Below are 23,865 nucleotides of genomic sequence, written 5' to 3'. Positions count from 1 at the left end.
TGAAAGTTGGTACCCCATAACAAGGCTGTGAATGGGGCGTTCATGAATAGGAATAATAATAAAACTTAGTGGTGACGCACTTTTACTCTGCCCAGTAACTTGTCGCGGACGTTAACGCGCGCCCTAACAACTTTCATGAGAACAACCATGTCCATAAAAGAACAACACCTCGACACGCGTGCCGGTTTTAAACAGGAAATGCAGACGCGCCATATCGTCATGCTGGCCTTGGGTGGCGTCATCGGTACCGGGCTGTTCCTGACCTCCGGCTACACCGTCAACCAGGCCGGCCCCTTGGGCGCGGTGATCGCCTACATCATCGGCGCACTCATGGTCTACATGGTGATGATGTGCCTGGGGGAACTGGCGGTGCAGATGCCGGAAACCGGTTCGTTCAGCACCTACGCCACACGGTTTCTCGGCCCGGGCACCGGCTACACCGTGGCCTGGCTGTACTGGCTGACCTGGACCGTGGCAATCGGTTCTGAATTCACCGCCGCCGGTATCTTGATGACGCGCTGGTTTCCGGACACGCCCGTGTGGATCTGGAGTGCGTTGTTCGCAGGCGTGGTGTTCCTCACCAACGTGATCTCGGTGCGTTTGTTTGCCGAGACCGAGTTCTGGCTATCGTTGATCAAAGTGGTCACGGTGGTGGTGTTCCTGCTGATTGGCGGCGGTGCGATTCTCGGCCTGTTGAACATCGACCAGGCGCACAGCATCGGGCTGAGCAACTTCACTCGCGAAGGGCTGTTTCCCACCGGTTTCATGCCCATTGCAATGACGCTACTGGCGGTCGCCTTCGCGTTCTCCGGCACGGAACTGATCGGCATCGCCGCCGGTGAAACCAAAGACCCGCAACGCAATGTGCCGCGCGCCATTCGCACCACCGTGCTGCGCCTGGCGGTGTTTTTCGTCGGGACCATTTTTGTCCTGGCGACCTTGTTGCCCCGCGACCAGGCCGGTCTGGTAGAGAGCCCCTTCGTCACCGTCTTCACCTACATCGGCATTCCGTACTCAGCCGACATCATGAACTTCGTGATCATCAGCGCCTTGCTCTCGGCGGCCAACTCCGGTTTGTACGCCGCCTCGCGGATGCTCTGGACCCTCAGTGACCAAGGGCACCTGCCCAAGCAGTTCTCGGCCCTGACCCGCATGGGCACGCCGCTCAACGCGATCATCGTGAGCATGGCCGGTGGCGCCGCTTCGTTGCTCAGCAGCGTGTTTGCCGCCGACACCATCTACCTGGCGCTGGTGTCGATCTCCGGCCTGGCCGTGGTGGTGGTGTGGATGAGCATTGCCGCCAGCCAGATTGCCTTCCGCCGCCACTACGTAGCCAACGGCGGTGACATTCGCAACCTCAAGTTCCGCGTCCGCGGTTATCCGTGGGTGCCGCTGGGGGCGCTGGTATGCTGCAGCCTGGCGTGTGTCGGGATCGCGTTCGATCCTGAACAGCGGGTGGCCCTGTACTTCGGCTTGCCCTTCATTGCCTGGTGCTATTTCGTGTATTTCATTACCCGCAAAAGCCGCGAGCAACGCTTGTCGGTCGCCCCCTTGGCACAGCCGTCCGACGCGTTCTAGCCAGCGCTGAGGCGTGGCCGGTGCGCTCGGTGGAAGGGGTGTCAGCGAGGTCCGATCATGAAGCAAAAGCCGTTACCCCCATTGAACTGGCTGCGGGCATTCGAGGTGTCTGCCCGTTGCCTGAACTTCACCCACGCGGCCGAAGAGTTGTGCTTGACCCAAGGCGCGGTCAGCCAGCAGATCCGTCAATTGGAGAGTCATCTGGGAGTGGCGCTGTTCAAGCGCTTGCCCCGTGGCTTGGGCTTGACCGAAGAAGGCCAGGCCTACCTGCCGGTGGTGCAGGATGCGATCACCCGGCTGGCGGTCGGCACCAACGAGATTTTCGGTCAGCACAAACGCCGACCGATCAAGGTGCGCGGCAGCCTGGCGTTTTTCGTGCACTGGCTGGCGCCCAAGTTGGTGAGTTTTCGCCAGGCCCATCCGCAGGTTGATATCCGCTACATCAGCAACATCTGGGTCAAGGAGTTGGATGGCGAAGACGACATGGAAATCCGCTGGGGCCACGGTCAATGGCCCGGCCTGGTGTCGCAGCGCCTGACCTGGGACACCTTGTTTCCAGTGTGCTCGCCAGAACTGATGGCGCGTTCGCCACTGCAGGTGCCGGCGGACGTAGCCAAGCATCCGCTGCTGCACGTGCTGGGTTACGAAGAAGGTTGGGGCTATTGGTTGAACATGGTCGGCGCGGACGGCGTCGATTCTTCGACCGGCATGCAGTTCGACACGCTGGTTTGCACCTTGCGCATGGCCGAACTGGGGCAGGGCATTGCCCTGGCTCGCTCGTCGATGGTGGCTGACCTGCTTGAAGAAGGGCGCCTGGTCGAGCCCTTCACCCAGCGCATCGAAGCCAGCGAGTCGTTCTACCTGGTACGCAGTTCCGGGGCCGACCAGCACCCCGACGCGGTGATGTTTTCCACCTGGCTGGTCGAGCAGGCACATCGTTTTAAATAAATGGCCGGAGCCAACCATGCGCTATGTAAGTACCCGGAATGCAGCCGTGCAGGTCGATTTCGAAAAGGTCGTGTTGTCGGGCATCGCTGAAGACGGCGGGCTGTTCGTCCCGCTTGAACTGCCGCAGTTCGAACCCCAGGACATCGCCAATTGGTCGACCCTGGCCTATGACGAACTGGCCTATCGAGTGATGCGTCCGTTCGTGGGCGAGGCGATCCCCGAGGCCGACTTCAAGCGCGTGCTCAAGGACGCCGGCAGCCCGTTCAGCCATCGCTCCCTGGCGCCGTTGCACCAGGTGGATCGCAACGAATGGGTCCTGGAACTGTTCCATGGCCCGACCCATTCTTCGAAGGATTTTGCCGCGCAGTTGCAGGCGCGGCTGGTGCAGTACTTCCTGCGCAAACGCCAGCGCCGCGCCGTGGTGATCGGCGCCACCAACGGCGACACCGGGTTGGCCGCCATCGAAGCCTTCAAGCACTGCGATGAAACCGACGTGGTGGTGATTTACCCGGAGGCTGGCGTGCCGCAAGAACAACGCCAGCACCTGCAAGCGGCGGCCCATCCGCGGGTTCATCAGTTCGCCGTCAATGGCAGCTTCGACGAATGCCAGACCCTCGTCACCCGCTTGTTCCGGCAGTGGCCGTGCACCGGGCGCGAGGCGATCAGTTTCAACTCCAGCAACTGGGTCAGCGTCATGGCGCAGCTGGTGTTTTACTTCCACGCCGTGCTGCAACTGGGCGGCGGTCAGCGCCCGATTGGTTTCAGCGTGCCGGCGGCGAGTTTTGCCGAGGTCTACGCCGGCTACATCGCGCAGAAAATGGGCTTGCCGATCACGCAGATGATCGTCGCGACCAACCAGAATGACGCGCTGCACCAGTTGTTCCTGAAGAACCACTACTCCCGCTTGCGCGCCAACAAGACCTTGTCGCCAGCCATGGACCTGTCGATCTTTTCCAACCTGGAGCGGTTTCTCTGGGAGCTCTACGGCCACGACGACCAGGCCGTGAGCGCGCTGATGGCAACCTTCGAAACCACTGGCGAGATGACCATCGCCAACGAGTTCTGGCTGCAGGCGCGGATGATCATCGACTCCTACGCGGTCACGGATGAACAGACCTTGGAGGAAATCACTTCGCTGTATCGCGACACCGGTTATGTCATCGATCCGCATACCGCCACGGGCGTGCTCGCGGCGCGCTTGTACCGCCGCAGCCTGGTGGCGCCGATGGTGACTTTGGGCGAGATTTCACCGGCCAAATCGGCGGTGCTGCTCGGTGAGTTGGGGATCAACATTGCGCCGCAACCGCGTCCCATGTCCGACCATCGCCCGGCGCAGATCCATCGCATCCAGCCGGACGACCTCGGTGCCCTCCAACAACTGCTCGCTGCTCTATAACAGGAGGCTCCCGTGAAGCGAATTCTCGACCCCCTCGACGAACGCATCATCGCCGAACTACGCCTCAACGCCCGGGCCGCCCACGCCGAACTAGCGGCCAAGGTCAACCTCTCACGCAACGCCGTGCGCCAACGCATCGAACGCCTCGAACGCGATGGCGCGATCCAGGGCTACACCGTACGCACCGGCGAGGGCGGGCAAGCATCTTCGAACATCAACGCCGTGATCTTCGTCTACCGCTACGACCGCATGCGCGGCGCGGAAGTGTTGCAAGCCCTGCGCGCGATGCCGGAAGTGCAGCAGTGCGATGTGATGAGTGGCGAGTTTGATTTGATGCTGCGGGTGGGGGCGGCGAATCCGGAGCGGGTGCATAAGGTGTGGAAGGAGATATCTGCGTTGCCTGGGGTGGAGAACACGGTGACGTCGTTTGTGTTGTCGTCGGTGGTTTAGGCACGCAGCCTGCCTAAAGTGTAAATCCTGTGGGAGCGGGCTTGCTCGCGAAGGCGGTGTGTCAAGCAACATCAATGTTGACTGTGCCGCCGCCTTCGCGAGCAAGCCCGCTCCCACAGGGTCATGTGTCCTGCCAGTGGGCCCAGCATGCTTGCCGCCGCTGAGGGTGCCCGCAGATGCTCCAGCCACCCCAAACCCTGTGGCGAGGGGATTTATCCCCGCTGGGCTGCGCAGCAGCCCCAAGCAGATCGAACTCAATCAACCTGACACACCGTGCCGGATGGTTTCGGGGCTGCTTCGCAGCCCAACGGGGATAAATCCCCTCGCCACAAATCAATCTCACTAGACTGAGATGTCAGCCAAACTGTTGGCTTTTTTCCATGCCTGCCGCTTCGCCCACCTCCCTGGTCAAAACGCCCAAAAAATAGAGCAAATTGGCATATTTCACTGCCCAGCCCACCCCCCTAACCTAGATCCCAACAACCTCATCACCCGGATCAAGGACATAACAAAAATGACTGAATACAAACTGGCGCTGGTCGGCTTCGGCGGTGTGAATCGGGCATTGGCTCAGCTCATCGCCGAGCGTAACGAAAGCTGGAAAACCGAACTCGGCTTCACCCTGAAAATCGTCGGCGTCACCGATCTGTTCCTCGGTTCGGTGATGGACCGCCACGGCCTCGACGCCGCCTCACTGGCCAAACTACCGGCCGTCAAAGGCGCCATGTCACAACTGCCCGGCGGCACCGTCGACGCCCTCAACGAAGCCGTGATCAAAGACTGCGGCGCCGACATCATCGCCGAAGCCACCTTCACCAACCCGGTGGACGGCGAGCCCGCCACTTCGTTCTGCCGCTGGGCCCTGGAGCGCGGCAAACACGTGGTTACCACCAACAAAGGCCCCATCGCCCTGCATGGCGCCGAGCTCAAAGCCCTGGCCCGGCGCAACAACGTCGCCTTCGAATACGAAGGCTCAGTGATGAGCGGCACCCCGGTCATTCGCCTCGCCAAGCAATCCCTGGCCGGCAGCTCGATCAGCGGTTTCGAAGGCATCCTCAACGGCACCTCCAACTTCGTCCTCACTTGCATGGAAGGCGGCCTCGGGTTCGCCGAAGCCGTCAGCCAGGCCCAAGCCCTGGGCTACGCCGAAGCCGACCCCACGGCAGACGTCGAAGGCCATGACGTGCGCCTCAAAGTGGTGATCCTCGCCAACGAACTGCTCGACGCCAAACTCACCGTCAACGACGTCACCTGCCGCGGCATTTCTTCCCTCAGCCTCGACGACATCGAAAAAGCCCGACAAAACGGCGCACGTTGGAAACTCATCGGCGCCGCCACCCGCAATGCCGACGGCTCCATCAGCGCCAGCGTCGAACCGCGCCTGCTGAGCAACGACCACCCACTGGCGAGCATCAGCGGCGCCACCAACGCCGTGTCCTTCACCAGCGAACTGCTCGGTGCCGTCACCGTCTCCGGTCCGGGCGCAGGCCGCACCGAAACCGCCTTCGCATTGCTCTCGGACATCATCCACATCCACCAATCGGCAACCCGCAAACAGGAGCACAACCTGTGAACGTATCGCGCCTGGCCCTGGCGGTCGTCGAACCGCACATCGAAGTCCTCAACCCATTTGACGGCAGCGTCGTCGGCACCGTTGCGGACGTTTGCGCCTCAGAAGTCCCACACCTGCTCGAGACCGGACGCAGCGGCGTACAAGCCTGCGCCGCACTGCCGCGTCATCGCCGCGCAAGCATCCTCGAACAGGCTGCCTTGAACATCGAGCGCGACGCCAAAGCCTTCGCCCGCCTGATCGTCGACGAAGCCGGCAAGACCCTCAAACAGGCCGAAAAAGAAGTCAAACGCTGCGTCAACACCCTCAAGCTCTCCGCCGAAGAAGCCAAGCGCAACGCCGGCGAAATCGTGCCGTTCGATGCCTACGAAGGCGCCGAATCACGCCAGGGCTGGTTCACCCGCGAACCCCTGGGCCTGATCGTCGCGATCACCCCCTACAACGATCCGCTGAACCTGGTCGCCCACAAACTCGGCCCGGCCATCGCCGGCGGCAACGCGGTGATCCTCAAACCGTCCGAGCTGGCACCGTTGTCGGCGCTCAAACTGGTCTCGTACCTGGTCGCCGCCGGCCTGCCACAAACCGTGGTCACCGTCGCCACCGGCGGCGCCGAACTGGGCAAAGCCCTGGTCGCCGCCCGCGACGTGCGGATGATCTCTTTCACCGGCGGCTTCGTCACCGGCGAACAAATCGCCCGCAGCGCCGGCCTGAAAAAACTCGCCATGGACCTCGGCGGCAACGCCCCCGTCATCGTCATGGCCGACTGCAACCTCGACGCCGCCGTCGAAAGCTGCGTCTCCGGCGCCTTCTGGGCCGCCGGGCAAAACTGCATCGGCACCCAACGCCTGCTCATCCACGCCCCGATCTACGCCGCCTTCCGCGAGCGCTTCGTCAACCAGGCCCAAGCCCTCGTCGTCGGCAACCCACTGCTCGCCAGCACCGACATTGGCCCGATGATCACCCAACAGGCCGCGCAGAACGCTGAACAGGTCGTCAACGAAGCCCTGCAACAAGGCGCCACCTTACTCTGCGGCCACCGCCGCCAAGGCACCTGCTACGCCGCCACCGTCCTGGAAAACGTCGACCACACCAGCCGACTCTGGCGCAATGAAGCCTTCGCGCCTGTGGTGGTGTTGCAGCCGTTCGAGACGTTTGATGAGGCCATCGCGTTGGCTAACGAACCGGAATATGCGCTTCACGCCGGGATTTTCACCAACGACCTCAGCACTGCGATGAGCGCTGCACGACGGATCGAAGCGGGAGGCGTGATGATCAATGACTCGTCGGATTTTCGCTTTGATGCGATGCCGTTTGGCGGGTCGAAATACGGGAGTTTGGGCAGGGAAGGGGTGCGGTTTGCGTATGAGGAAATGACCCAGCCGAAGGTGGTGTGCCTGAATACGTTGGGTTGATGGGTCAGGTCGTTGGCATCGGGCAGGTTGGTCACCTGCCCGATTTTTTTTGCATCCCAAATGGCCTCGACTCTTGCACTTCACAAATATTTTTCTGGGGCTGTCGGCCAAATCGTCCTGGCTCATCTAAGCTGAATTTTCCTGGAATATGCGCCAAGTGCCTTCTCACACGAATGCGGCCAACCCGGCTTGCGGCACCGCTCAGCAGCCAGGCGGGAGGAAAGGATGCCGAACATGCTGGTGGTGGTCTGGGACTTCGATACACGCAGATTACGAATCCCGATCAATAATAGCCTTGTCTGCATACAGCATAGAATTGGGGCCTTGGAGTACTTGGCGAAAACAGCTTTCGCCAAAAATGTCGATCAGCATCAACTGGATTACTGTCTGGTCGTTGCCCCCGAGTACCTCTTTTCCAAGGAAAAACCTGCCTCGTTCCTTTCGGAAGAAGAAAAAGAAATCATCCGGGCTGCATTGGTGGATGTTTCAAAGAGAAACCCAAGGCTGATACTGGTCCCAGGCACGACGCTTTGGTCCAAATCAATGATGCGGCCAGATTTCAGGATGTTGAAAAGGGAAACGGGGGAGTTGAAATCTCTGGGGCAGGCCAGAAACATCAATAAGAGAAAATATCATGTGGAAATGGATGCGGTGGTGAACGAAATACCACCGACTGACCGCATGAACAAAGGGATTTATGGCGATTATGCAAGGACTACGAAAGCGGTGATCGCCGAAATGGAATCAAGAGGTCCAAAAGCCAGCGACGGAATCGTCAGGAATACAGGCTTCATCATTTGGGATGGAAACGTTTTTTATCAGCATAAGCGCTACCCCAATATCGGGAATGATGGGCTGGAAGAAATGTTTGGGACGGAGTTATGGTTCGATAAGATATTCATGCCGGGCAGTTATCGAGAAACCCCTGCTATCCATGGGCTGCAACTCGCTTTGGAAATATGCGCAGAGCACTTTGTTGGCGCGACGGTTCTGCATAAGAACAACGTCCTGGATTTTCATATCCTGGTCTCGGCCAGTATTACTCTCAATAGACAGCGTTTGGGTGTAAAGCACGGAGGGTATGTGGTTCACGCTGATTCGGAGGGCAGTTCAGTTTACCGACGTGATGGCATGAACTTGGTTCGACTCCAAGCCATCGATGAAACACCCATAGGCGTGATGGGTGTTGAAGCCGGCCGCGCCAGGAGTTTTGTTTGCGCGATTGCCTAGACCGAGCCTGACCCCGTCCGCCGAAAGAGCCGCGGTTGATGTGAAATCCAGAGCCGCGCTCACGCCAGGATTGAGTGACTGAGCGTTCGAAGTCAAAACAACAGACCCGCCGCCATAACAGGCATTTCACACCCCCCACTGTGTGCGAGCTTGCTCGCGATAGCGCTATACCAGTCAACATCAGAACCGCTGACCAACCCCCTCGCAAGCAGCTCACCACGTCCCGTTTCCCTTCATGCCGCCGACGGCGACAAATCTAAACCCCCATGTGGCTCCCCACCTTGCATTGGCCTTTGCGCAAAACGCGCAGCTCAGTTGCCCATCCTTCTATGCACTGCTTCCGCCCGTTGCCCCGTTACGCGCGCTTTCCACCGAGTAACGTTCCGTGCGCCGAGCGTGCAGCCAACGTCGGCGATCTCCTCATGAATAAACTTCTGCAAACGCTCATGGCTGAAACGTATCAGCTTCAATAAAAAACCAAAATATGCACAAATGCATTTTTTTGCTTGACCCGCATGCATGAGCCTCTATAAGGTGGCTTCACTGTATGTGCATACAGTATTTCTAAAGCGTCATTTATTTGAATCCATTCATGGACGAGGCAATAACTCATGAAAACCAACCCTGAAAAATTCGGTGCAACCCCCCATCAACCCAGCCTTTGGACCCGCGCTGATGCGTTGAAAGTCCGGGCGGATGACCCCACCACCACTCAGCCGCTGGTCAGCGCGGATTTCCCGGTATTGAACAACGACGTGTTTATCTGGGACACCATGCCCCTGCGCGACTTGGACGGTAACGTAACGTCCGTCGATGGCTGGTCGGTGATCTTCACCCTGACGGCCGATCGTCATCCAAACGACCCGCAGTACCTCGACGAGGACGGCAACTACGACATCCTTCGCGATTGGAACGACCGTCACGGTCGGGCAAAGATGTACTACTGGTTCTCGCGTACCGGCAAGAACTGGGAATTCGGTGGCCGTGTGATGGCCGAAGGCGTTTCGCCGACCGCTCGCGAATGGGCCGGTACGCCGATCCTGTTGAACGACCGCGGTGAAGTGGACCTGTATTACACCGCCGTCACTCCGGGCGCGACCATCGTCAAGGTGCGCGGTCGGGTGGTGACCACTGAACACGGTGTCAGCATGGTCGGCTTCGAGAAGGTCAAGCCGCTGTTCGAGGCCGACGGCAACATGTACCAGACCGAAGCACAAAACGCGTTCTGGGGTTTCCGCGACCCATGGCCTTTCCGCGACCCGAAAGACGGCAAGCTCTACATGCTGTTCGAGGGTAACGTGGCCGGTGAGCGCGGCTCGCACAAAGTGGGAGAGGCAGAAATCGGCGATGTGCCACCGGGTTATGAAGATGTCGGCAACTCGCGCTACCAGACCGCCTGTGTCGGCATCGCCGTGGCCCGCGACGCGGACGGTGACGACTGGGAAATGTTGCCGCCACTGCTGACCGCCGTGGGGGTAAACGACCAGACCGAGCGCCCGCACTTCGTGTTCCAGGATGGCAAGTACTACCTGTTCACGATCAGCCATACCTTCACCTACGCCGACGGCGTGACCGGGCCGGACGGCGTGTACGGTTTCGTCGCGGACTCGCTGTTCGGCCCTTACGTGCCGCTGAACGGTTCCGGCCTGGTACTGGGCAACCCGTCCTCCCAGCCATTCCAGACCTACTCGCACTATGTAATGCCAAACGGCCTGGTGACCTCCTTCATCGACAGCGTACCGACCGACGAAACCGGCACGCAGATTCGTGTGGGTGGCACTGAGGCTCCAACGGTGGGCATGAAAATAAAAGGGCAGCAGACCTTCGTGGTGGCCGAGTACGACTACGGTTACATCCCGCCGATGCTCGACGTCACGCTCAAGTAATAGCGACGCAGGGGTTTCAGGCAGCGGGTTTGCGGTCGATGACAAAACCGTTGGGGGTATGATCGAGATATCCCGCCTGATTCATTGCGATGTTGCTCGCAAGCCCCATTGAACAATGAGTCGTAACCCTCTTCGCGACTGGCTGCAAGGATGCAGCCGGTCGCGAATGCGTTCCCCAGCGACGTATGTACACAAGCTCCTCTGTGGGAGCGAGCTTGCTCGCGATAGCGGTGCATCAGCAACATTCCGGCCCGCTGTTTATCGTGACTCCACGAGGCTAGCCACGACCGACATCGCCTTGCGCCATTGCCTACAACTACGCCAGAATCCGCCGGCTTGTGCGTCTTGGAGGGCGTCGGTAGTTTGAGTCCTGTCACTGAGCATCAGTGATCGGGTTTAGTCGCCCGTCTCAACCTAAGGCGTATCAAGTCCCCGTCGGACAGGCTGTGCTGTTCCTGTATTGATGGTGGCTGTGCGCAGGGCGCCCCCGGGCGCGCCGGGATTCTTAGGTTCACCGGTCGACTAACCTGCGCACAGCTGCCGCCCTCTCGTTTAGTCGCGAGGTGGCTGCAGCATCACTTAAGGAACCTAAGTCGATGGCAAAAATTACACCGAACCCTCCGACTGCAGATGAGCATGTATCTCGCGCTCAGTCTGCTCGTAACAATAAGCTTGATGATGCTGCCAACCGGGCGTTGGATTACTACCTGAAGCCTACGCCGAAGAGCGAAACGTCTGACAAACCCAACACCATCTTCCGTATCGCACCGGATGTTGATTCGGAATGCCTGCTTGCCAATCTCAGTGAAAACCTGGCTGCGGCCAATGCCATGATCAATGATCTGGCGTTTGACCTTGAGGGTTCGCGACGGCGTGTTGCGATGGGGATTTTGCAGGTGATTGAGGTGAGTGGACTGTTGGCTAATCGGGCTTTGGATATTGTTGAGGTGAGGTAGAAGGGCGAGGCATTCGCGCTTTGAGAGGAAAAAAGGTCTTGCTCAGCAAGGCCTTTTTTTATGAGAGCTTGCGGCAGTGGGCGTCAGGTATGGGAGTACCGAGGGTTCGTCGCTCAATTTTGGCTGTGAATTTCATTTAATCGCTAATGTAGACCATGACCACGGCAGCGCCCTAGGCCGGTAACTATGCGGACTGGTTTATTAAATCGCTATTGTCGATGGCGCTTGCCGCAGTGTGCTTTGCAAGAAGCGCAGGTCGGCAACGAACAGCTCTTTATCCGCCCAAACTGATGCAGTTGCTTCTCGCGATCATAATGAGTTCAAGACTTACGGCTGATCCTCTCAACGGGTGGTGGCTTGTTTGGATGCGTTGGAGGCGCGTTGTTTATTCTTGCGATTGAATCTTGGGGGCGGCTGACGTTGCCTTGCGCCATTGCCTACAACTACGCCAGAATCCGCCGGCTTGTGCGCCCTTGGCCGCGTCGGTAGTTTTGATCCTGTCACTGCCCATCAGTGATCGGGTTTAGCAGCCCGTCGAGTTGAGTCGCATCAAGCTTCATCAGTCAGGTATTCCCATCCCTGCACTTGATGGTGGCTGTGCGTGGGGCGCCCTCGGGCGCGCCGATTTCTTAACTCGTCGGTCTGCTAACCCGCGCACAGCTGCCACCCACTCGTTTAGCAGCGAGAGGGTCGTGGCCTCACCAAAGAGAGTTAAGGCTATGGTCAAAATTACACCGAACCCTCCGACTGCAGATGAGCATGTGTCTCGCGCTCAGTCTTCTCGTAACAATAAGCTTGATGCCGCTGCCAACCGGGCGTTGGATTACTACCTGAAGCCTACGCCGAAGGAGGAAACGTCTGACAAGCCCAACACCATTTTCCGTATCGCACCTGATGTTGATTCGGAATGTCTGCTGGCCAATCTCAGTGAGAACCTGGCTTCGGCGAATGCCATGATCAGTGATTTGGCGTTTGGTCTTGAGGGATCACGACGACATTTTGCGTTGGGTATTTTGCAGGTTATTGAGGTGAGTGAACTGCTGGCGAATCGGGCTTTGGATATTATTGAGGTGAGGTAACAGGGGGCCGCGCTTACCCCAGGTATGAAGAAAGGTCTTGCTCAGCAAGGCCTTTTTTGTAGTCGAAACCTCGGAGCGATGAGCTGTTAGATTCTTGAGGTGGGCCATGGTTATCCAACAGCGGCTTAAAAGGTCGATCTCCCGGCGAAAGGAGGGTGTGTTTCTGCGCTCCGAGTTTTCCGGCTTCGGCAGTCCCGCACAGGTATCCCGGGCATTGCGTTATCTGATTGCCAAAGGTGTGTTGGTCAAGCTCGGCGTGGGTGTTTTCGCGAAGGCAAAGCCTAGTATTCTAACGGGTAAGCCGATCCCAGCTCGCCCACTCGAAGTCCTGGCGCCTCTGGTTCTGCAGAAGCTCGGTATAAAGGTCACGGCTGGGCGCGCAGTGCAGGAATACAATGTCGGCGACAGCTTGCAGTTACCCGCCGGTATCGTTTTTGACACAGGCTCAAGGCGCATCAACCGAAAGCTCGGTTTTGGCGACCGTTACGTTTGCTTTGAAAAATCATTACGTTTGAGCTGATAGTGTTAATCGATGCGGTGCTGGCAGATATTGGGCACGCATAGTGGTGTTGAGCAATTTGCTAACGGAGATGGTGGTAGTTGGGGTGGTTGGTCTTAATTTGAAAGTCAAAGGTTTTATGAGTGCCGCCTACAAGTTTGGTGGCTTTGATTTTAATAAAGTTACTGGTATAAAAAATGAAAGAAATACCGAAGCGACTTCCTCCAACACGTAACACGTTGCGTGAACTGTATCTTAAGTCGGGGAATCGTTGTTCCTTTAGCGGCTGTAATAAAGTGCTTTTCAATGCGAAAGGTATTTTTGTCGCTCAAATTTGCCATATCGAAGCGGCAGAGCCTGGAGGTGAGCGTTTCAATGCTGATCAGACCAACGAGCAACGCAGGCACGCCTCTAATTTGACATTGATGTGCTACGATCATCACATTGAAACAAATGACGTAGATCAATTCCCAACTGCCAAAATGAAACGATTTAAAGCGGAACATGAAAAAAGGTTTTCCGATGTTGTGGGTTTAATGTTGGAGCAGATCTCCGATCAAACAAATCTAGCTGACATGGTTCTAGCCGCAAATCTTAAAAAACTCAACCGGACTTTGGGCTGGCAGCATTCGAAGGCAGAATTAGAATACGTACTTAAGGACGTAGAGGGGATAGCAAAAAGGATCAAAAAAATCCCACTCTCAGCCAGAGAGCTTTTTTTGGTAATTGTAAAGCGCGGTGAAGAGTGTCGGGTGCCATTGACAATTGAAATTTCAGTAGTGGAGGTTAAGCTTGCAACGGGGCAGTCCGCTCAAACAATCAGAGAGCTTATTTCGGTGTTGGATAGTCATGGATTCACTTTTGAAAATGGTACAAACGACTTTGGAGTCCCCATGGTGGGGGTTTCACAGCTGGAGTCCTCGTGGTCTATATGGAACGATCTGAAGTGTTTCTGTGAGGCGGAAGAAATTGATATAGCTGAGATCATCATTGGTCTTGATTTTTCAGTGCTTGATGAATAAGAGTTGCCACAACTTTCCGGGTATTGAGGAGCCGCTCGAGTTGAGCTTGGATATTGTTGTGGTAGGTTTCAGGGCTCGGTAGCGTTTCCAGTGCAAGCATCTCTTGCACTATCTGCCAAATTGCTCGTCGATAGGGCGGGCCGTTACCAGTCCGCAAAGGCTGGTCCTCTAGCAGGTCAACACTTCAAACCTGAAACTACTGGAAGTAAGCCGTTTGAGCGCAATCTCAAGCGTTTGATCATCGAACAGCTTGCTTTTACGAGTCGCAGCACCCGCTCCACCATCCCAGTGCTTCAACGCCTCTCGCACGGCAGGTACGGTCGGAGCAACTCCTTCCTGACTCAGCATCCAATCAACCGTCGCCAACAACTCCATACCGAAGGGCGACTCAAAGCCATCGATCAACTCAGCAGTGCGCTCCAAGGCTTGCACGTACTCCTTGGCCTCTGTTTGGAGATAGCTCTGCAGAAAGGCTTTGCGCCCCTCGTCAAACCAGATCACATCACTGATACCCGCATCACTGATGCGCTTGTCACAATGCAGATAACTGCCATCCAGGTTATTGAGCAGATGCTCCAACCGGTTGGCATACGGCCCGTACTTATGAGCAACAAACTGAAGATTCAGAGGGTTTTCGGTGTTTGGCAGCTTTTCGATGGCGCGCTCGAGGAACCAGGCCAGCTTCTGAATCTCAAGCAGGCTGCATTCCATACCCAAAACCCAATAGCGACGAACCAGTTCGGCTATCAGTGCACGAGCAGGCGTGAGCTTTTCCACACCGTTACGCTTGGCGACGTTCAGATACTGGTTGGAAGGCTCGAACACCAGCACGTCGACATCCAGATCGCTCAAGACTTCAACAATCTGCTCGCGAACCTCTGGCCACTTCAAACCACCGTTGCCAGCCCCTAGCGGTGGAACCGCCACGGACTTCACATCGTTTTCGATCAGAAAGCGACGTAGGTCGTGCAAACCTTCGGTTATCCATGCCATCTGCGAAGGTGAGCGCCAGTGACGTTTAGTCGGGAAGTTCACTATCCAGCGTGACCCCTCCAGTTCGCTGACCGCCGTCACGTGAACCTTGCCCGTCTCCACTTCGCCAGCCTTGCAGGCAGCCAAGTACAGGCGGTAATTCTCAGTGAAGCGCTCTTTGAACATCAGCGCGATACCTTTACCCATCACACCCACGGTATTCACCGTGTTGACGAGGGCTTCGGTTTTGGCTTCTAGAAGGTTGCCTTGGGTAAAGCGGATCATTGGAAATACCTCGGCAGCTCATTCTTCATCGAAATAATCGCGATCCAACGTTGGCAGCCGCAAGAGTCGTGATGTAACGCCCACCTCGTGATCCATCATCAGGTGCACCAGCCGCATGCCGTCCACCAACGCGATGCCTTCTACCGATTTAGCGAAGTTGATCGCATGAGCGGTGAAACCAGATGTTGTGATGAAAACGCCGCGTTTGGCTTTTTGCCCGGCGAGCGCACCGTAGAACGCCTGCAGCTCAGGGGCGGCCCACTGTGTTTTGCCACCGCTTGGCTTGCACGTAAACCTTATCGAGTCCCAACTTGTCGAGCGAGATAATGCCGTCGATGCCGGCATCGCCAGAGCCCCGACCCTCTGTAGGTCATTGCGGCTGGCGCCGGGGTAATTTGAAACAAGTCGGTATCTATCTGTTTTTTCTGGTTAATAATTTATTGGTCAACTTGCTTGGCATACCAGTTGGAACGCTGCTTGATTTGGATTCCGATGGACGGTGCAATTTGAGCTCTGCCCCCTTTAAGCCATCGGGATTGAACCTTTCAAGCAAACCGCCGTGAAAACGTTAACCATGGCAGGTGAAGAGTTGCTGTTGATCGTTGCGCGCCATCCGCGCCAGACTGCTTTGAAGAGTCTTTTGGAGTGCTTGGAAATCGAGTGCTGAAAGCCGACAGGCTCAGATTACTGTGGGCTGATCGCTGGGGACGAGCAGGTCGGAGAAATTGGGCCAGGAGACGTATTTTTGGGTGCAATCCGGGATCGTTTCCAGAAGCCAGTTCATCCCCCCTTCCGGTCCGCGTATTCCGCACTCCCAGAGCTCGATCACTCGCCAGCCTGACCTGAGCAGTTCATCTCTGTTCCTGATGTCACGCTTCACGTTCTGATCGAATTTCGTCTGCCAAAAGTCCTCACGGGTCTTTGGGATCGTGGCGTATCTGCAGCCCGGATGCCTGTGCCAGAAGCAACCATGAACGAAGATGCAGACACGGTGACGAGGGAGTACGACATCGGGTTTGCCTGGAAGATTTCGCTGATGCAGGCGATACCTGAAGCCTTGCCGATGAAGCAGCTTCCTGACCTTCATCTCTGGCAATGTATCGCTGCCGCGGATGCCCGCCATCATTCGAGACCTGACTTCTCTGCTGACTATGTCCATGAACAACCCCCAGATGAGCTTGCCCCTATCGCAGGATACCTCCTTGGGAAAACTTTTCCGCTTTGCGAGCCAATTCAAATCGTGGATTTCTTCGTAGGTCCCGGGGCTGGGCGAAGGCTTTGCCACATCAGGCAATGGTAAGCATTAGATATCGTCGTTTAGGTCGAGACGGACCCCTTTGCCCGTGAAACCTTGAGGCTAAGGGCATTCTTTCGCCGGTTGAGGCTGGCTAATTATGAAGGTTCACGCAACCTGCGCAGGCGACACCTCGCGGCATTTTCATTACACTCTCACACGATGTAGCATTTTGCGCCCGGTTGACGATTCGTCAAACCGGGCTGCGCCGCGTGGTATGAGCAGGCCTGAGCGGCCGCCCTTCTGCGCTCCGTGCAGGTGGTCTTGGCGCATGTTCCCTATGAGAGATACCGGATGTCCATCCAAACCGAGCTGCGCAAATCGCAGCCCAGCAATACCTACGAAGAGCCCATTATCTCGGCTGCAGACCTGTCCCCCTCGACTGGTAATAATTCCCGCGCCTCTACCTCAGACGACGAGCTGATCCGCAGCAAGCTGCAGCGTATTCAGGAAGGCGGCGAAATCCGCTACATGGACATGTTCGCAGGCTGTGGCGGCATATCCCTTGGCTTCCTGACCGCCGGATTTACACCGGTCGCATCGATCGAAATGGACCCGTGGGCTGCAAAGTCGCACGGAGCCAACTTCGGCTCGCGCTCGGTCGGGGGGGACAAGGAAGCGCACCACGCCCCGCGCGATGCGGTAGCCGAAACCGCAGAAACCGTCTTCGGCGATCTCGGACTGCAGGGCGCCACGGACCATCAGATCGATGTCCTCGTCGGCGGGCCACCCTGTCAGGCGTTCGCCCGTGTAGGCCGGGCTAAGCTCCGCGAGCAGGCCCGCCTGCGCGAAGAGGTGACTGCAGACGAAGCCTTCCTGGTGGATGGACGGGTCAGCCTGTGGGAGCGCTACGTCGCATTCATCCGGGCGACGAAGCCTGTTGCGCTGCTGATGGAGAACGTGCCAGACATCCTCAATCATGGCGGCACCAATGTTGCCGAGCTCGTTTCCAAAAGCCTTGCCGAAGAAGGCTACGACGTAGCCTACACACTGCTGAATTCCGTCTGGTACGGGGTTCCGCAGATGCGGGAACGCATGATTCTGGTAGGCTTCCATCGTTCGACCGGCATCAAGCCAAAGTTTCCGGTGCCAACGCACCACTTGGTTCTGCCATCTGGCTACACCAGTTCCAAGAATGCTGCGAGGCGAGTTATCAAAGCCGAAGGCTCTGCGCACCACCGCTGGATTCCCGATCCAGCTCCCGACTCTCCCGCGGCCACATCGGCCTCTGATGCGCTGGCAGATCTGCCGCACCTGTACGCCGAAGAAATGCTTCGCTCGGGTGCCATTCGTCGCGGGGCGAAAGACCCGTCAGAACCTGTCGAGTACACAGCAAAAAAGCCGACGACTGCCTATTCGCGCCTGATGCGGGAGTGGCACGGATTTACGACCAAGTCTACGACTGGCCATGTTTTTCGGTATCTGCCGCGCGACTACAAGATCTTCGCCGAGATTCAGCCTGGCTGGGAGTACCCGCAGGTGCATGCCTATGTAGAGCAGAAAATTGCGAACTGGCTTGCCGACCGCAGGAGACTCGGTTTGCCCACCGACCCGAGAAACGCAGACGTCAGCACATACATTACGTCCTGGCGCATCCCGTATGACCCGGGGAAGTTTCCGAACAAGTGGTGGAAGCTCCGCCCCGATGCCCCTGTACGTACGCTGATGGCGCACCTCGGCAAGGACTCTTACTCCCACATCCACTTCGACTCGAAACAAGCACGCACCATCACCGTCCGTGAGGCTGCGCGGCTCCAGTCATTCCCTGACGGCTTCGTTTTCAAAGGATCGATGAACCCGGCATTCAAGCAGATTGGCAACGCCGTGCCACCACTATTCGCCTATGCTATCGCTCGTGGGATGCGGGAGTGCCTGGGGGCACCGGAGACACAAGACATGCGTGTGGCATTGTTCGATTTGGAGCAATCACAAATCAAGACGACAGAGGGCAGGAAGTGAAGTTCACCATTCTCCGACTGCTTACTCATTCCGAACTCGGCATGTTTCATGAGTACCGCCGCCAGGGGAAGGAACGCGCCAAACAGCGTTCCATCAACTTCGATTGGGACGTCGTCGGCAAGGTTTTTCCTTCAGCAGAGAACCCTGACACCATCGCAATCACCTGCCGTCGTCTCGAAGACGAAGGTACCGTGGTTGAGATTGCTTCATGGCTCAAGCGGCAGCACAAAAATTGGAGATTCGAAGGCGATTGCCCGAAAAGCTCCTTCTACAGTTTCGTCGACCCAGGCGTTCTGTTCGCGATGGTAGTTGACGCCTCGAGCACCCCGGCCAATGCATCCTGGGTTGTCATCCCGGCAGACCACCCGGCCCGCTCTTCGATCCTGTGCCATGGAGAGAGTGCCCAGCTCGGCAAATCCGCAATGATTGCGCTGTACGGTGAGGAAGGCCAGCACTGCCAGGCGGTGCTCTCGGATCACTTCCCGCAGCTATTCAAGGAGGTAGAAACAGTGTCCGTGACGTCACAAAAAGAAACCGACAACTACCGCGACGACGATGACGCCGCACCGGACCCGCTCGGCCTCTTCAAGATCCTGGCACGTGCCGGGCACAGCCTGCCCAGCGCCGTGGCCGATCTGGTGGACAACAGCCTGTCGCATGGCGCACGGGAGATCGACATCACCTTCCCGAATCCCAATGCGGGCGGCCGGTGGATGTGCATTCGCGACGACGGTAGGGGCATGACTCCATCGGGTCTGCGCGACGCCATGAAGATCGGGCACCAGCGTGAATACGACGACGGCGATCTGGGCAAGTTCGGCTATGGGCTGAAGGGTGCGGCCTGGTCCCAGGCTGATCGACTGACGGTCGTATCGAAAGCTGCCGGGAGCGAAAGCACGACACTCACCTGGGACAAGGACCATCTTGCCAAGACGCGCCGCTGGGCGCTTCTGAGCGACCCGGTAGCTCCCGAGCATGCCTCGGCAGTGAACATCGGCGAGACGGGCACGGCCGTGCTGCTCACGCAGATGCGCCCCTCGATGGAGCCTGCGAGAGGCAGGGCAGATTCTCCCTACGCGCAGGAACTCGCTGCCATCAAGTCGCACCTCGAACTGGTCTTCCACCGGTACCTTGAAGGCAAGGTGCGCGGGCGCGAGAGGGTCGTCATCAGGCTGAACGATGACGTTCTGCGTGCCAACAACCCCATGGGGCACCCGCTGACGAAAGAGTACGACCAGCATCGCATCGAGCTTCCCGGCGCTTCTCCGGACAAGACGCCTGTCCTCTATGTTCGTGCGTACGTCACGCCACATGAGGAAGAGTTCGACGAATACATCAAGGATCTGCCGCCGCTGGAGCAACGCGTTGAACGCGACCGCCACTCCCTGAATGGCCGCGCAAACGATGCTCAGGGCCTGTACTTCTATCGACTTGACCGCCTCATCAAATGGGGCGGCTGGGAAGATCTCTTCGCCAAGGATGAGCACACCAAGCTGATTCGTGTCGCAATCGACTTCGACAGGCTGGCTGATGAGCAGTTGCAGGTAGATATCAGCAAGCAGCTCATTCGCCTGCCCTTTGCGATCACCAAGCCCCTCGGAGACCTGCTAAAGACCCCTCGCGCAGCAGCCCGCCTCCGGTACAACAAGAAGGAAAAAGCTGCGTCGACTCCGAAAGGAGGCGGCAAGACTGTGTCGCCGGCCGGCACACCAGCGCCAGGCGGCTTCTTGCCTCCAACGACAGCAGCGGGAGGCACTCCCGTGGCGGCACCTGCTCCGACCCCGACTGCAAAGAAGGACAGAACTTCAATCCGCCTTGTCAGCAGCGGCGACAAGCCATGGCAACGCAAGACCGGGTTCAAGGGGGAGGAAGTCGAGGTCACCCCGCTGATGCCGACGCTGGTGACGCTCGTGCAGCTCATCGATAAGGATGCCGAGGCCAAGACGGCTCTGTCTGAATTCCTTCGCGCATTGGAGACGGCCGGTGTCCAGGACCAGCTGACGGACAAGGTCTAATGAAGGTCCGGCTTCCGCTTCCCCTTACACTGAAGCCCAGGCTGGCTCTGTGGACCGATGCAACCGCCTGGACCAACTGGTCCCGGCATGAAGCCTATCTGCGGGCCCAGCCCAAATGGAAGCCGCACCAGATTGCGTCGGTCGCGGAAGAGTCACTGCGGATCATCTCGAAGACCACACCGGTAAGTCGCCCGGAATTCCAGTGCCGGGGTCTGGTCGTCGGCTACGTTCAGTCCGGCAAGACCGCCAACTTCACGGCTGTGGCAGCGCGCGCAGCCGATGTCGGCTACCGCCTGATCATCGTTCTTTCAGGCATTCACGATTCACTGCGGAGCCAGACGCAGAAGCGCCTGGATCTGGAGCTGGCCGGGACGGGCGTCGACTGGATCACGCTGACCGATGAGGCTTCCGACTTTCGTGAGCCGGAGGTGGCCGATGGATTCGCATCGACCGGTACCGTCCTGATCGTCGCGAAGAAGATCACGCCGATTCTGAAACGGCTCAACCAGTGGTTCGGCAAACTCGAAGGCCGGCTCGCTGATGTACCGGTTCTTCTCATCGATGACGAAGCCGATCAGGCCTCCATCAATACACGCGGAAATCGGCGCGACCCCAGTATCGACACCGACACCGAACCGGATGACGACACGGCCCCGTCACTGACCAACGCCCTGATTCGCGACATTCTCAGAAAGATTCCGCGGGCCACATACATCGCTTACACGGCAACGCCATTCGCCAACATCCTCATCGACCCAGACGCCAGTGACAGCCAGGTCGGCGAAGACCTGTTCCCCAAGGACTTCGTCGTACAGCTTCCTCGGCCGGACGGCTACACGGGAACGGAAGAGCTTTTCGGCGTCAGCTCGCAGGGCCGCGATGTACTGCGCCCTGTAGACGCGGCGGATGTGAAGGCTCTGAAGCCGCAGCAGCGTAAAAGGAGCGAGGCGATTGTTGCCCGGGGACCGCTGGATCTTCCCCAGTCGCTCGCCGATGCCCTCCTGACCTTTGCGCTTGCCGGCGCCATCAGACTGCAGCGCGGCCAGATGGGTAAGCCGAACACGATGCTGGTGCACGTATCCCATCTCCAGCAGGACCAGTTGCGCATTGGAGGGGCGATCGAGGAACAGATCCGCAACTGGTTCCATCATGAGAACGCCGAACCTGGCGTGCTCAAGCAGATGTTCCGCTCAACGCTCTTGGGGCTGGGACCGGTAGATCTGCCTTGCAGCGAAGAGGTTCTATTGGAAGAGGCAGTGACGAACCTGGCCCGCCTAGTCGTTGTTGTGCTCAATAGCACGACGGGCGACGAACTGGAATACGACGCCAAGCCTGGACGGCAGCTTGTTGCAGTGGGTGGCAATCGGCTGTCGCGCGGATTGACGCTTGAGGGACTGACGATCGCCTACTTCCTGCGCACCACAACACTGGCGGATGCTCTGCTGCAGATGGCCCGCTGGTATGGTTTCAGGACAGGCTATGAAGACCTGATCCGCATCTGGACAACCGAAGGCATCGCTCAGTGGTTTGTGGAGCTGGCGCTGGTCGAAGAATCCCTGCGTGACTCCATCACGGCACTAAACAAGGCCGGCCGCAGGCCTGACCAGATGGCCATCCGGATGCGCGCCCATTCAAAGCTCCTGCTCACCAGCAAGAACAAGAGCAGGATGCAAACGGATGATGCACGGTCATGGTCTGGCGAAAACCCGCAGACGATCCTGTTTCCCATGCAGGACCGGGAACTGCTGGAACGAAACTTGGACTTGGCGTCCGCCCTGTTACGACAGCACCCCCCGACACAGGATGCACACGGTGGCGCCATAGCACACGATGTGCCGGCCGAGGACATCGCACTGTTCCTAAGGCGTTATGAGGGGCACCCGAACAGCATTGCATTTCAGGGCGCGGAGATTGCCGACTGGATCCTGGAGCGAGCCGAAGCGGGAGAGCTGACGAACTGGACCGTGTTCGTAGCCAACCCGCAGCGGGAACGACAGGTACTCCTGGGTGGAAGGCCTTTCGGCCTTGTTCGACGTTCGTTGCAGGCCAACGAGTCGATCGGCATCCTGATCGATCCACGCCATGAAGGTGCCGACCTGCATGGCGGACCGGAGAACTACCGCTCTGGCTCAGGCTTCAATGCACGGGCAATGCGCGAGGACCGCCCCGCGCAGCAGGGCCTGGTCCTGCTCTATCCCCTGGATCCCGAACCGCTTCGTGCGCCAACACAGGCAGTGCTGGGCCTCGCGCTTTCGCTGCCCCGCACTGCGGACGGCGAACAACGGCTCGTCGTGAACCGTGGGGTACGCAATGGTTGAGATCACGCAAGACCGCTGGGCAAGTCTGCGCGAGCAGCGACTTTCGCACGAGGATATCTACGAGCAGGTGGCCGAAGACCTGGACGCAGCGCTGATCGGAGTGTCAAACGACGGACGCCTGCACCTGCTGCTAGCCATCGATGTCGCCCCGCAAAACCTGCCGCCGGACCTGCAGAGCCTTCAGGTCCGCATCCTGGAAGGCGGACAGATTTGGCTGGACGTTTCCGCACGAAGCCACCATGAAGAACTGCTTACGCTGGTAGGCAACAAGGTCCTCCACGCTATCCACATTGAAGGCCGCGATCCTGCTATCTCGGTTGAACGCATCATCGACGACATGCGTGCGGCATTGCGCCCGCTCGCGCCTGACCTGAGCGCGGCCGAGCAGATCGGTCTTTTCGGCGAACTCTGGGTGCTGTCCAACGTGCTGCTCCCGACCATCGGCCCGCGCGTCAGCCACCTTTGGAGCGGCCCTGAAAGCGAACGTCATGATTTCGTCGGACAGGGCGTCCACGTCGAAGTGAAGACCACCACGCGATCGGAACCGAAGCACGAAATCTCCCGTTTCGATCAGCTGAAGGCACCCGCCAGCAAGCGCCTCCTGTTTGTCAGCGTCATGCTGGAGCGCAGTCTTGGCGGCGAAGAAACGCTGGCAGACCGCGTCGATGAAATTCGTGAGAAGTTGGTATCCGATGGGCGTGCGCTGGATGTTTTCGATTCACGCCTAGCACAACTCGGCTGGCACGAGGGCCTACGACAGACAGGTGCCCTCCTACGGTTCACATTCCGCTATGTCCATGTCTTCGAAGTTGCCGGCAACTTCCCCAGGCTCCCAGATGACTACATCCCGCCACTCGGTGTGACAGGCATTAGGTACAGTGTCAATGTCGGCAGCCTGCCGTCGCTAGACGTATCGGAAGTCAAGGAAGTTCTTCTAACCGCCTAACGCGTCACCGCACAATCTGAGCTGCCGTACGCCGCGGCAGGTTGACGGTT

General features: G+C 58.2%; 19 protein-coding genes. 16 read left to right on the top strand and 3 right to left on the bottom strand.

The genetic code is table 11. The annotated features are described in order from the left end of the window. Positions 1 to 147 precede the first annotated feature (147 nt). From PBDP_RS26290 to PBDP_RS26235, 12 genes are all read left to right on the top strand, one after another. The gene (locus tag PBDP_RS26290; RefSeq protein WP_212801517.1) at positions 148 to 1,578 is read left to right on the top strand and encodes an amino acid permease; all 1,431 of its coding nucleotides are present in this window, start codon (positions 148 to 150) and stop codon (positions 1,576 to 1,578) included. 57 nt (positions 1,579 to 1,635) lie between these two features. Further along, positions 1,636 to 2,526 carry a LysR substrate-binding domain-containing protein gene (locus PBDP_RS26285; RefSeq protein ID WP_109756323.1) on the top strand — a complete coding sequence of 297 codons (891 nt, stop codon included), beginning with the start codon at positions 1,636 to 1,638 and terminating at the stop codon, positions 2,524 to 2,526. A gap of 16 nt (positions 2,527 to 2,542) precedes the next feature. Further along, positions 2,543 to 3,922, top strand: coding sequence for a threonine synthase (gene thrC, locus PBDP_RS26280; RefSeq protein ID WP_109756322.1), 1,380 nt, complete (start codon positions 2,543 to 2,545; stop codon positions 3,920 to 3,922). Between the two features lie 12 nt (positions 3,923 to 3,934). Continuing rightward, entirely contained in the window at positions 3,935 to 4,372 is a 438-nt protein-coding gene (locus tag PBDP_RS26275; protein WP_109756321.1) for an Lrp/AsnC family transcriptional regulator, read from the top strand. 514 nt (positions 4,373 to 4,886) lie between these two features. Continuing rightward, positions 4,887 to 5,945: a homoserine dehydrogenase gene (locus PBDP_RS26270; RefSeq protein WP_212801516.1), complete on the top strand. Its 1,059-nt coding sequence runs from the start codon at positions 4,887 to 4,889 to the stop codon at positions 5,943 to 5,945. After that, a complete protein-coding gene (locus PBDP_RS26265) occupies positions 5,942 to 7,354 on the top strand; it encodes an aldehyde dehydrogenase family protein (RefSeq protein WP_212801515.1) in 1,413 nt (470 codons plus the stop codon). Before PBDP_RS26270 ends, PBDP_RS26265 begins: the two co-directional genes overlap by 4 nt. 225 nt (positions 7,355 to 7,579) lie before the next feature. Continuing rightward, positions 7,580 to 8,584, top strand: coding sequence for a hypothetical protein (locus PBDP_RS26260; RefSeq protein ID WP_109756317.1), 1,005 nt, complete (start codon positions 7,580 to 7,582; stop codon positions 8,582 to 8,584). A 611-nt stretch (positions 8,585 to 9,195) separates the two neighbouring features. After that, on the top strand, positions 9,196 to 10,470 hold the full coding sequence (locus tag PBDP_RS26255; RefSeq protein ID WP_212801514.1) for a glycoside hydrolase family 68 protein: 1,275 nt from the start codon (positions 9,196 to 9,198) through the stop codon (positions 10,468 to 10,470). A 596-nt stretch (positions 10,471 to 11,066) separates the two neighbouring features. Further along, entirely contained in the window at positions 11,067 to 11,426 is a 360-nt protein-coding gene (locus PBDP_RS26250) for a DUF6124 family protein (RefSeq protein WP_212801513.1), read from the top strand. A gap of 719 nt (positions 11,427 to 12,145) precedes the next feature. Then, positions 12,146 to 12,505: a DUF6124 family protein gene (locus PBDP_RS26245; RefSeq protein WP_212801512.1), complete on the top strand. Its 360-nt coding sequence runs from the start codon at positions 12,146 to 12,148 to the stop codon at positions 12,503 to 12,505. Between the two features lie 106 nt (positions 12,506 to 12,611). After that, positions 12,612 to 13,025, top strand: a complete 414-nt coding sequence (locus PBDP_RS26240) for a DUF6088 family protein (RefSeq protein WP_186651627.1) — start codon at positions 12,612 to 12,614, stop codon at positions 13,023 to 13,025. Positions 13,026 to 13,201: 176 nt separating this feature from the next. Beyond that, positions 13,202 to 14,026: a hypothetical protein gene (locus PBDP_RS26235; RefSeq protein ID WP_186651626.1), complete on the top strand. Its 825-nt coding sequence runs from the start codon at positions 13,202 to 13,204 to the stop codon at positions 14,024 to 14,026. A 168-nt stretch (positions 14,027 to 14,194) separates the two neighbouring features. Here PBDP_RS26235 and darG read toward each other — a convergent pair whose 3' ends face one another. The 3 genes from darG to PBDP_RS26220 all read right to left on the bottom strand — a co-directional run bounded on the left by darG (position 14,195) and on the right by PBDP_RS26220 (position 16,406). Further along, the gene (darG, locus tag PBDP_RS26230; protein ID WP_212801511.1) at positions 14,195 to 15,283 is read right to left on the bottom strand and encodes a type II toxin-antitoxin system antitoxin DNA ADP-ribosyl glycohydrolase DarG; all 1,089 of its coding nucleotides are present in this window, start codon (positions 15,281 to 15,283) and stop codon (positions 14,195 to 14,197) included. Between the two features lie 18 nt (positions 15,284 to 15,301). Next, positions 15,302 to 15,628, bottom strand: a complete 327-nt coding sequence (locus tag PBDP_RS26225; protein ID WP_249411824.1) for a restriction endonuclease — start codon at positions 15,626 to 15,628, stop codon at positions 15,302 to 15,304. Positions 15,629 to 15,962: 334 nt separating this feature from the next. After that, on the bottom strand, positions 15,963 to 16,406 hold the full coding sequence (locus tag PBDP_RS26220) for a very short patch repair endonuclease (protein ID WP_371925656.1): 444 nt from the start codon (positions 16,404 to 16,406) through the stop codon (positions 15,963 to 15,965). Between the two features lie 465 nt (positions 16,407 to 16,871). On the opposite strand from PBDP_RS26220, the gene PBDP_RS26215 reads away from it, so the two are divergent. From PBDP_RS26215 to PBDP_RS26200, 4 genes are read left to right on the top strand one after another with little or no spacing between them, the layout of a single operon-like run. Continuing rightward, on the top strand, positions 16,872 to 18,536 hold the full coding sequence (locus tag PBDP_RS26215) for a DNA cytosine methyltransferase (RefSeq protein WP_212801510.1): 1,665 nt from the start codon (positions 16,872 to 16,874) through the stop codon (positions 18,534 to 18,536). Next, positions 18,533 to 20,551, top strand: a complete 2,019-nt coding sequence (locus PBDP_RS26210; protein ID WP_249411823.1) for an ATP-binding protein — start codon at positions 18,533 to 18,535, stop codon at positions 20,549 to 20,551. Before PBDP_RS26215 ends, PBDP_RS26210 begins: the two co-directional genes overlap by 4 nt. Further along, a complete protein-coding gene (locus tag PBDP_RS26205) occupies positions 20,551 to 22,869 on the top strand; it encodes a Z1 domain-containing protein (protein ID WP_109756312.1) in 2,319 nt (772 codons plus the stop codon). Before PBDP_RS26210 ends, PBDP_RS26205 begins: the two co-directional genes overlap by 1 nt. Continuing rightward, a complete protein-coding gene (locus PBDP_RS26200) occupies positions 22,862 to 23,815 on the top strand; it encodes a PD-(D/E)XK motif protein (protein WP_109756311.1) in 954 nt (317 codons plus the stop codon). Before PBDP_RS26205 ends, PBDP_RS26200 begins: the two co-directional genes overlap by 8 nt. Positions 23,816 to 23,865 lie beyond the last annotated feature (50 nt).

It is taken from the genome of Pseudomonas sp. St290, assembly GCF_018325805.1.
In the GTDB taxonomy this organism is placed as follows: domain Bacteria; phylum Pseudomonadota; class Gammaproteobacteria; order Pseudomonadales; family Pseudomonadaceae; genus Aquipseudomonas; species Aquipseudomonas bijieensis.
Note: the sequence above shows the minus strand (reverse complement) of the source record. Positions and strands in the feature narration are given on the sequence as shown.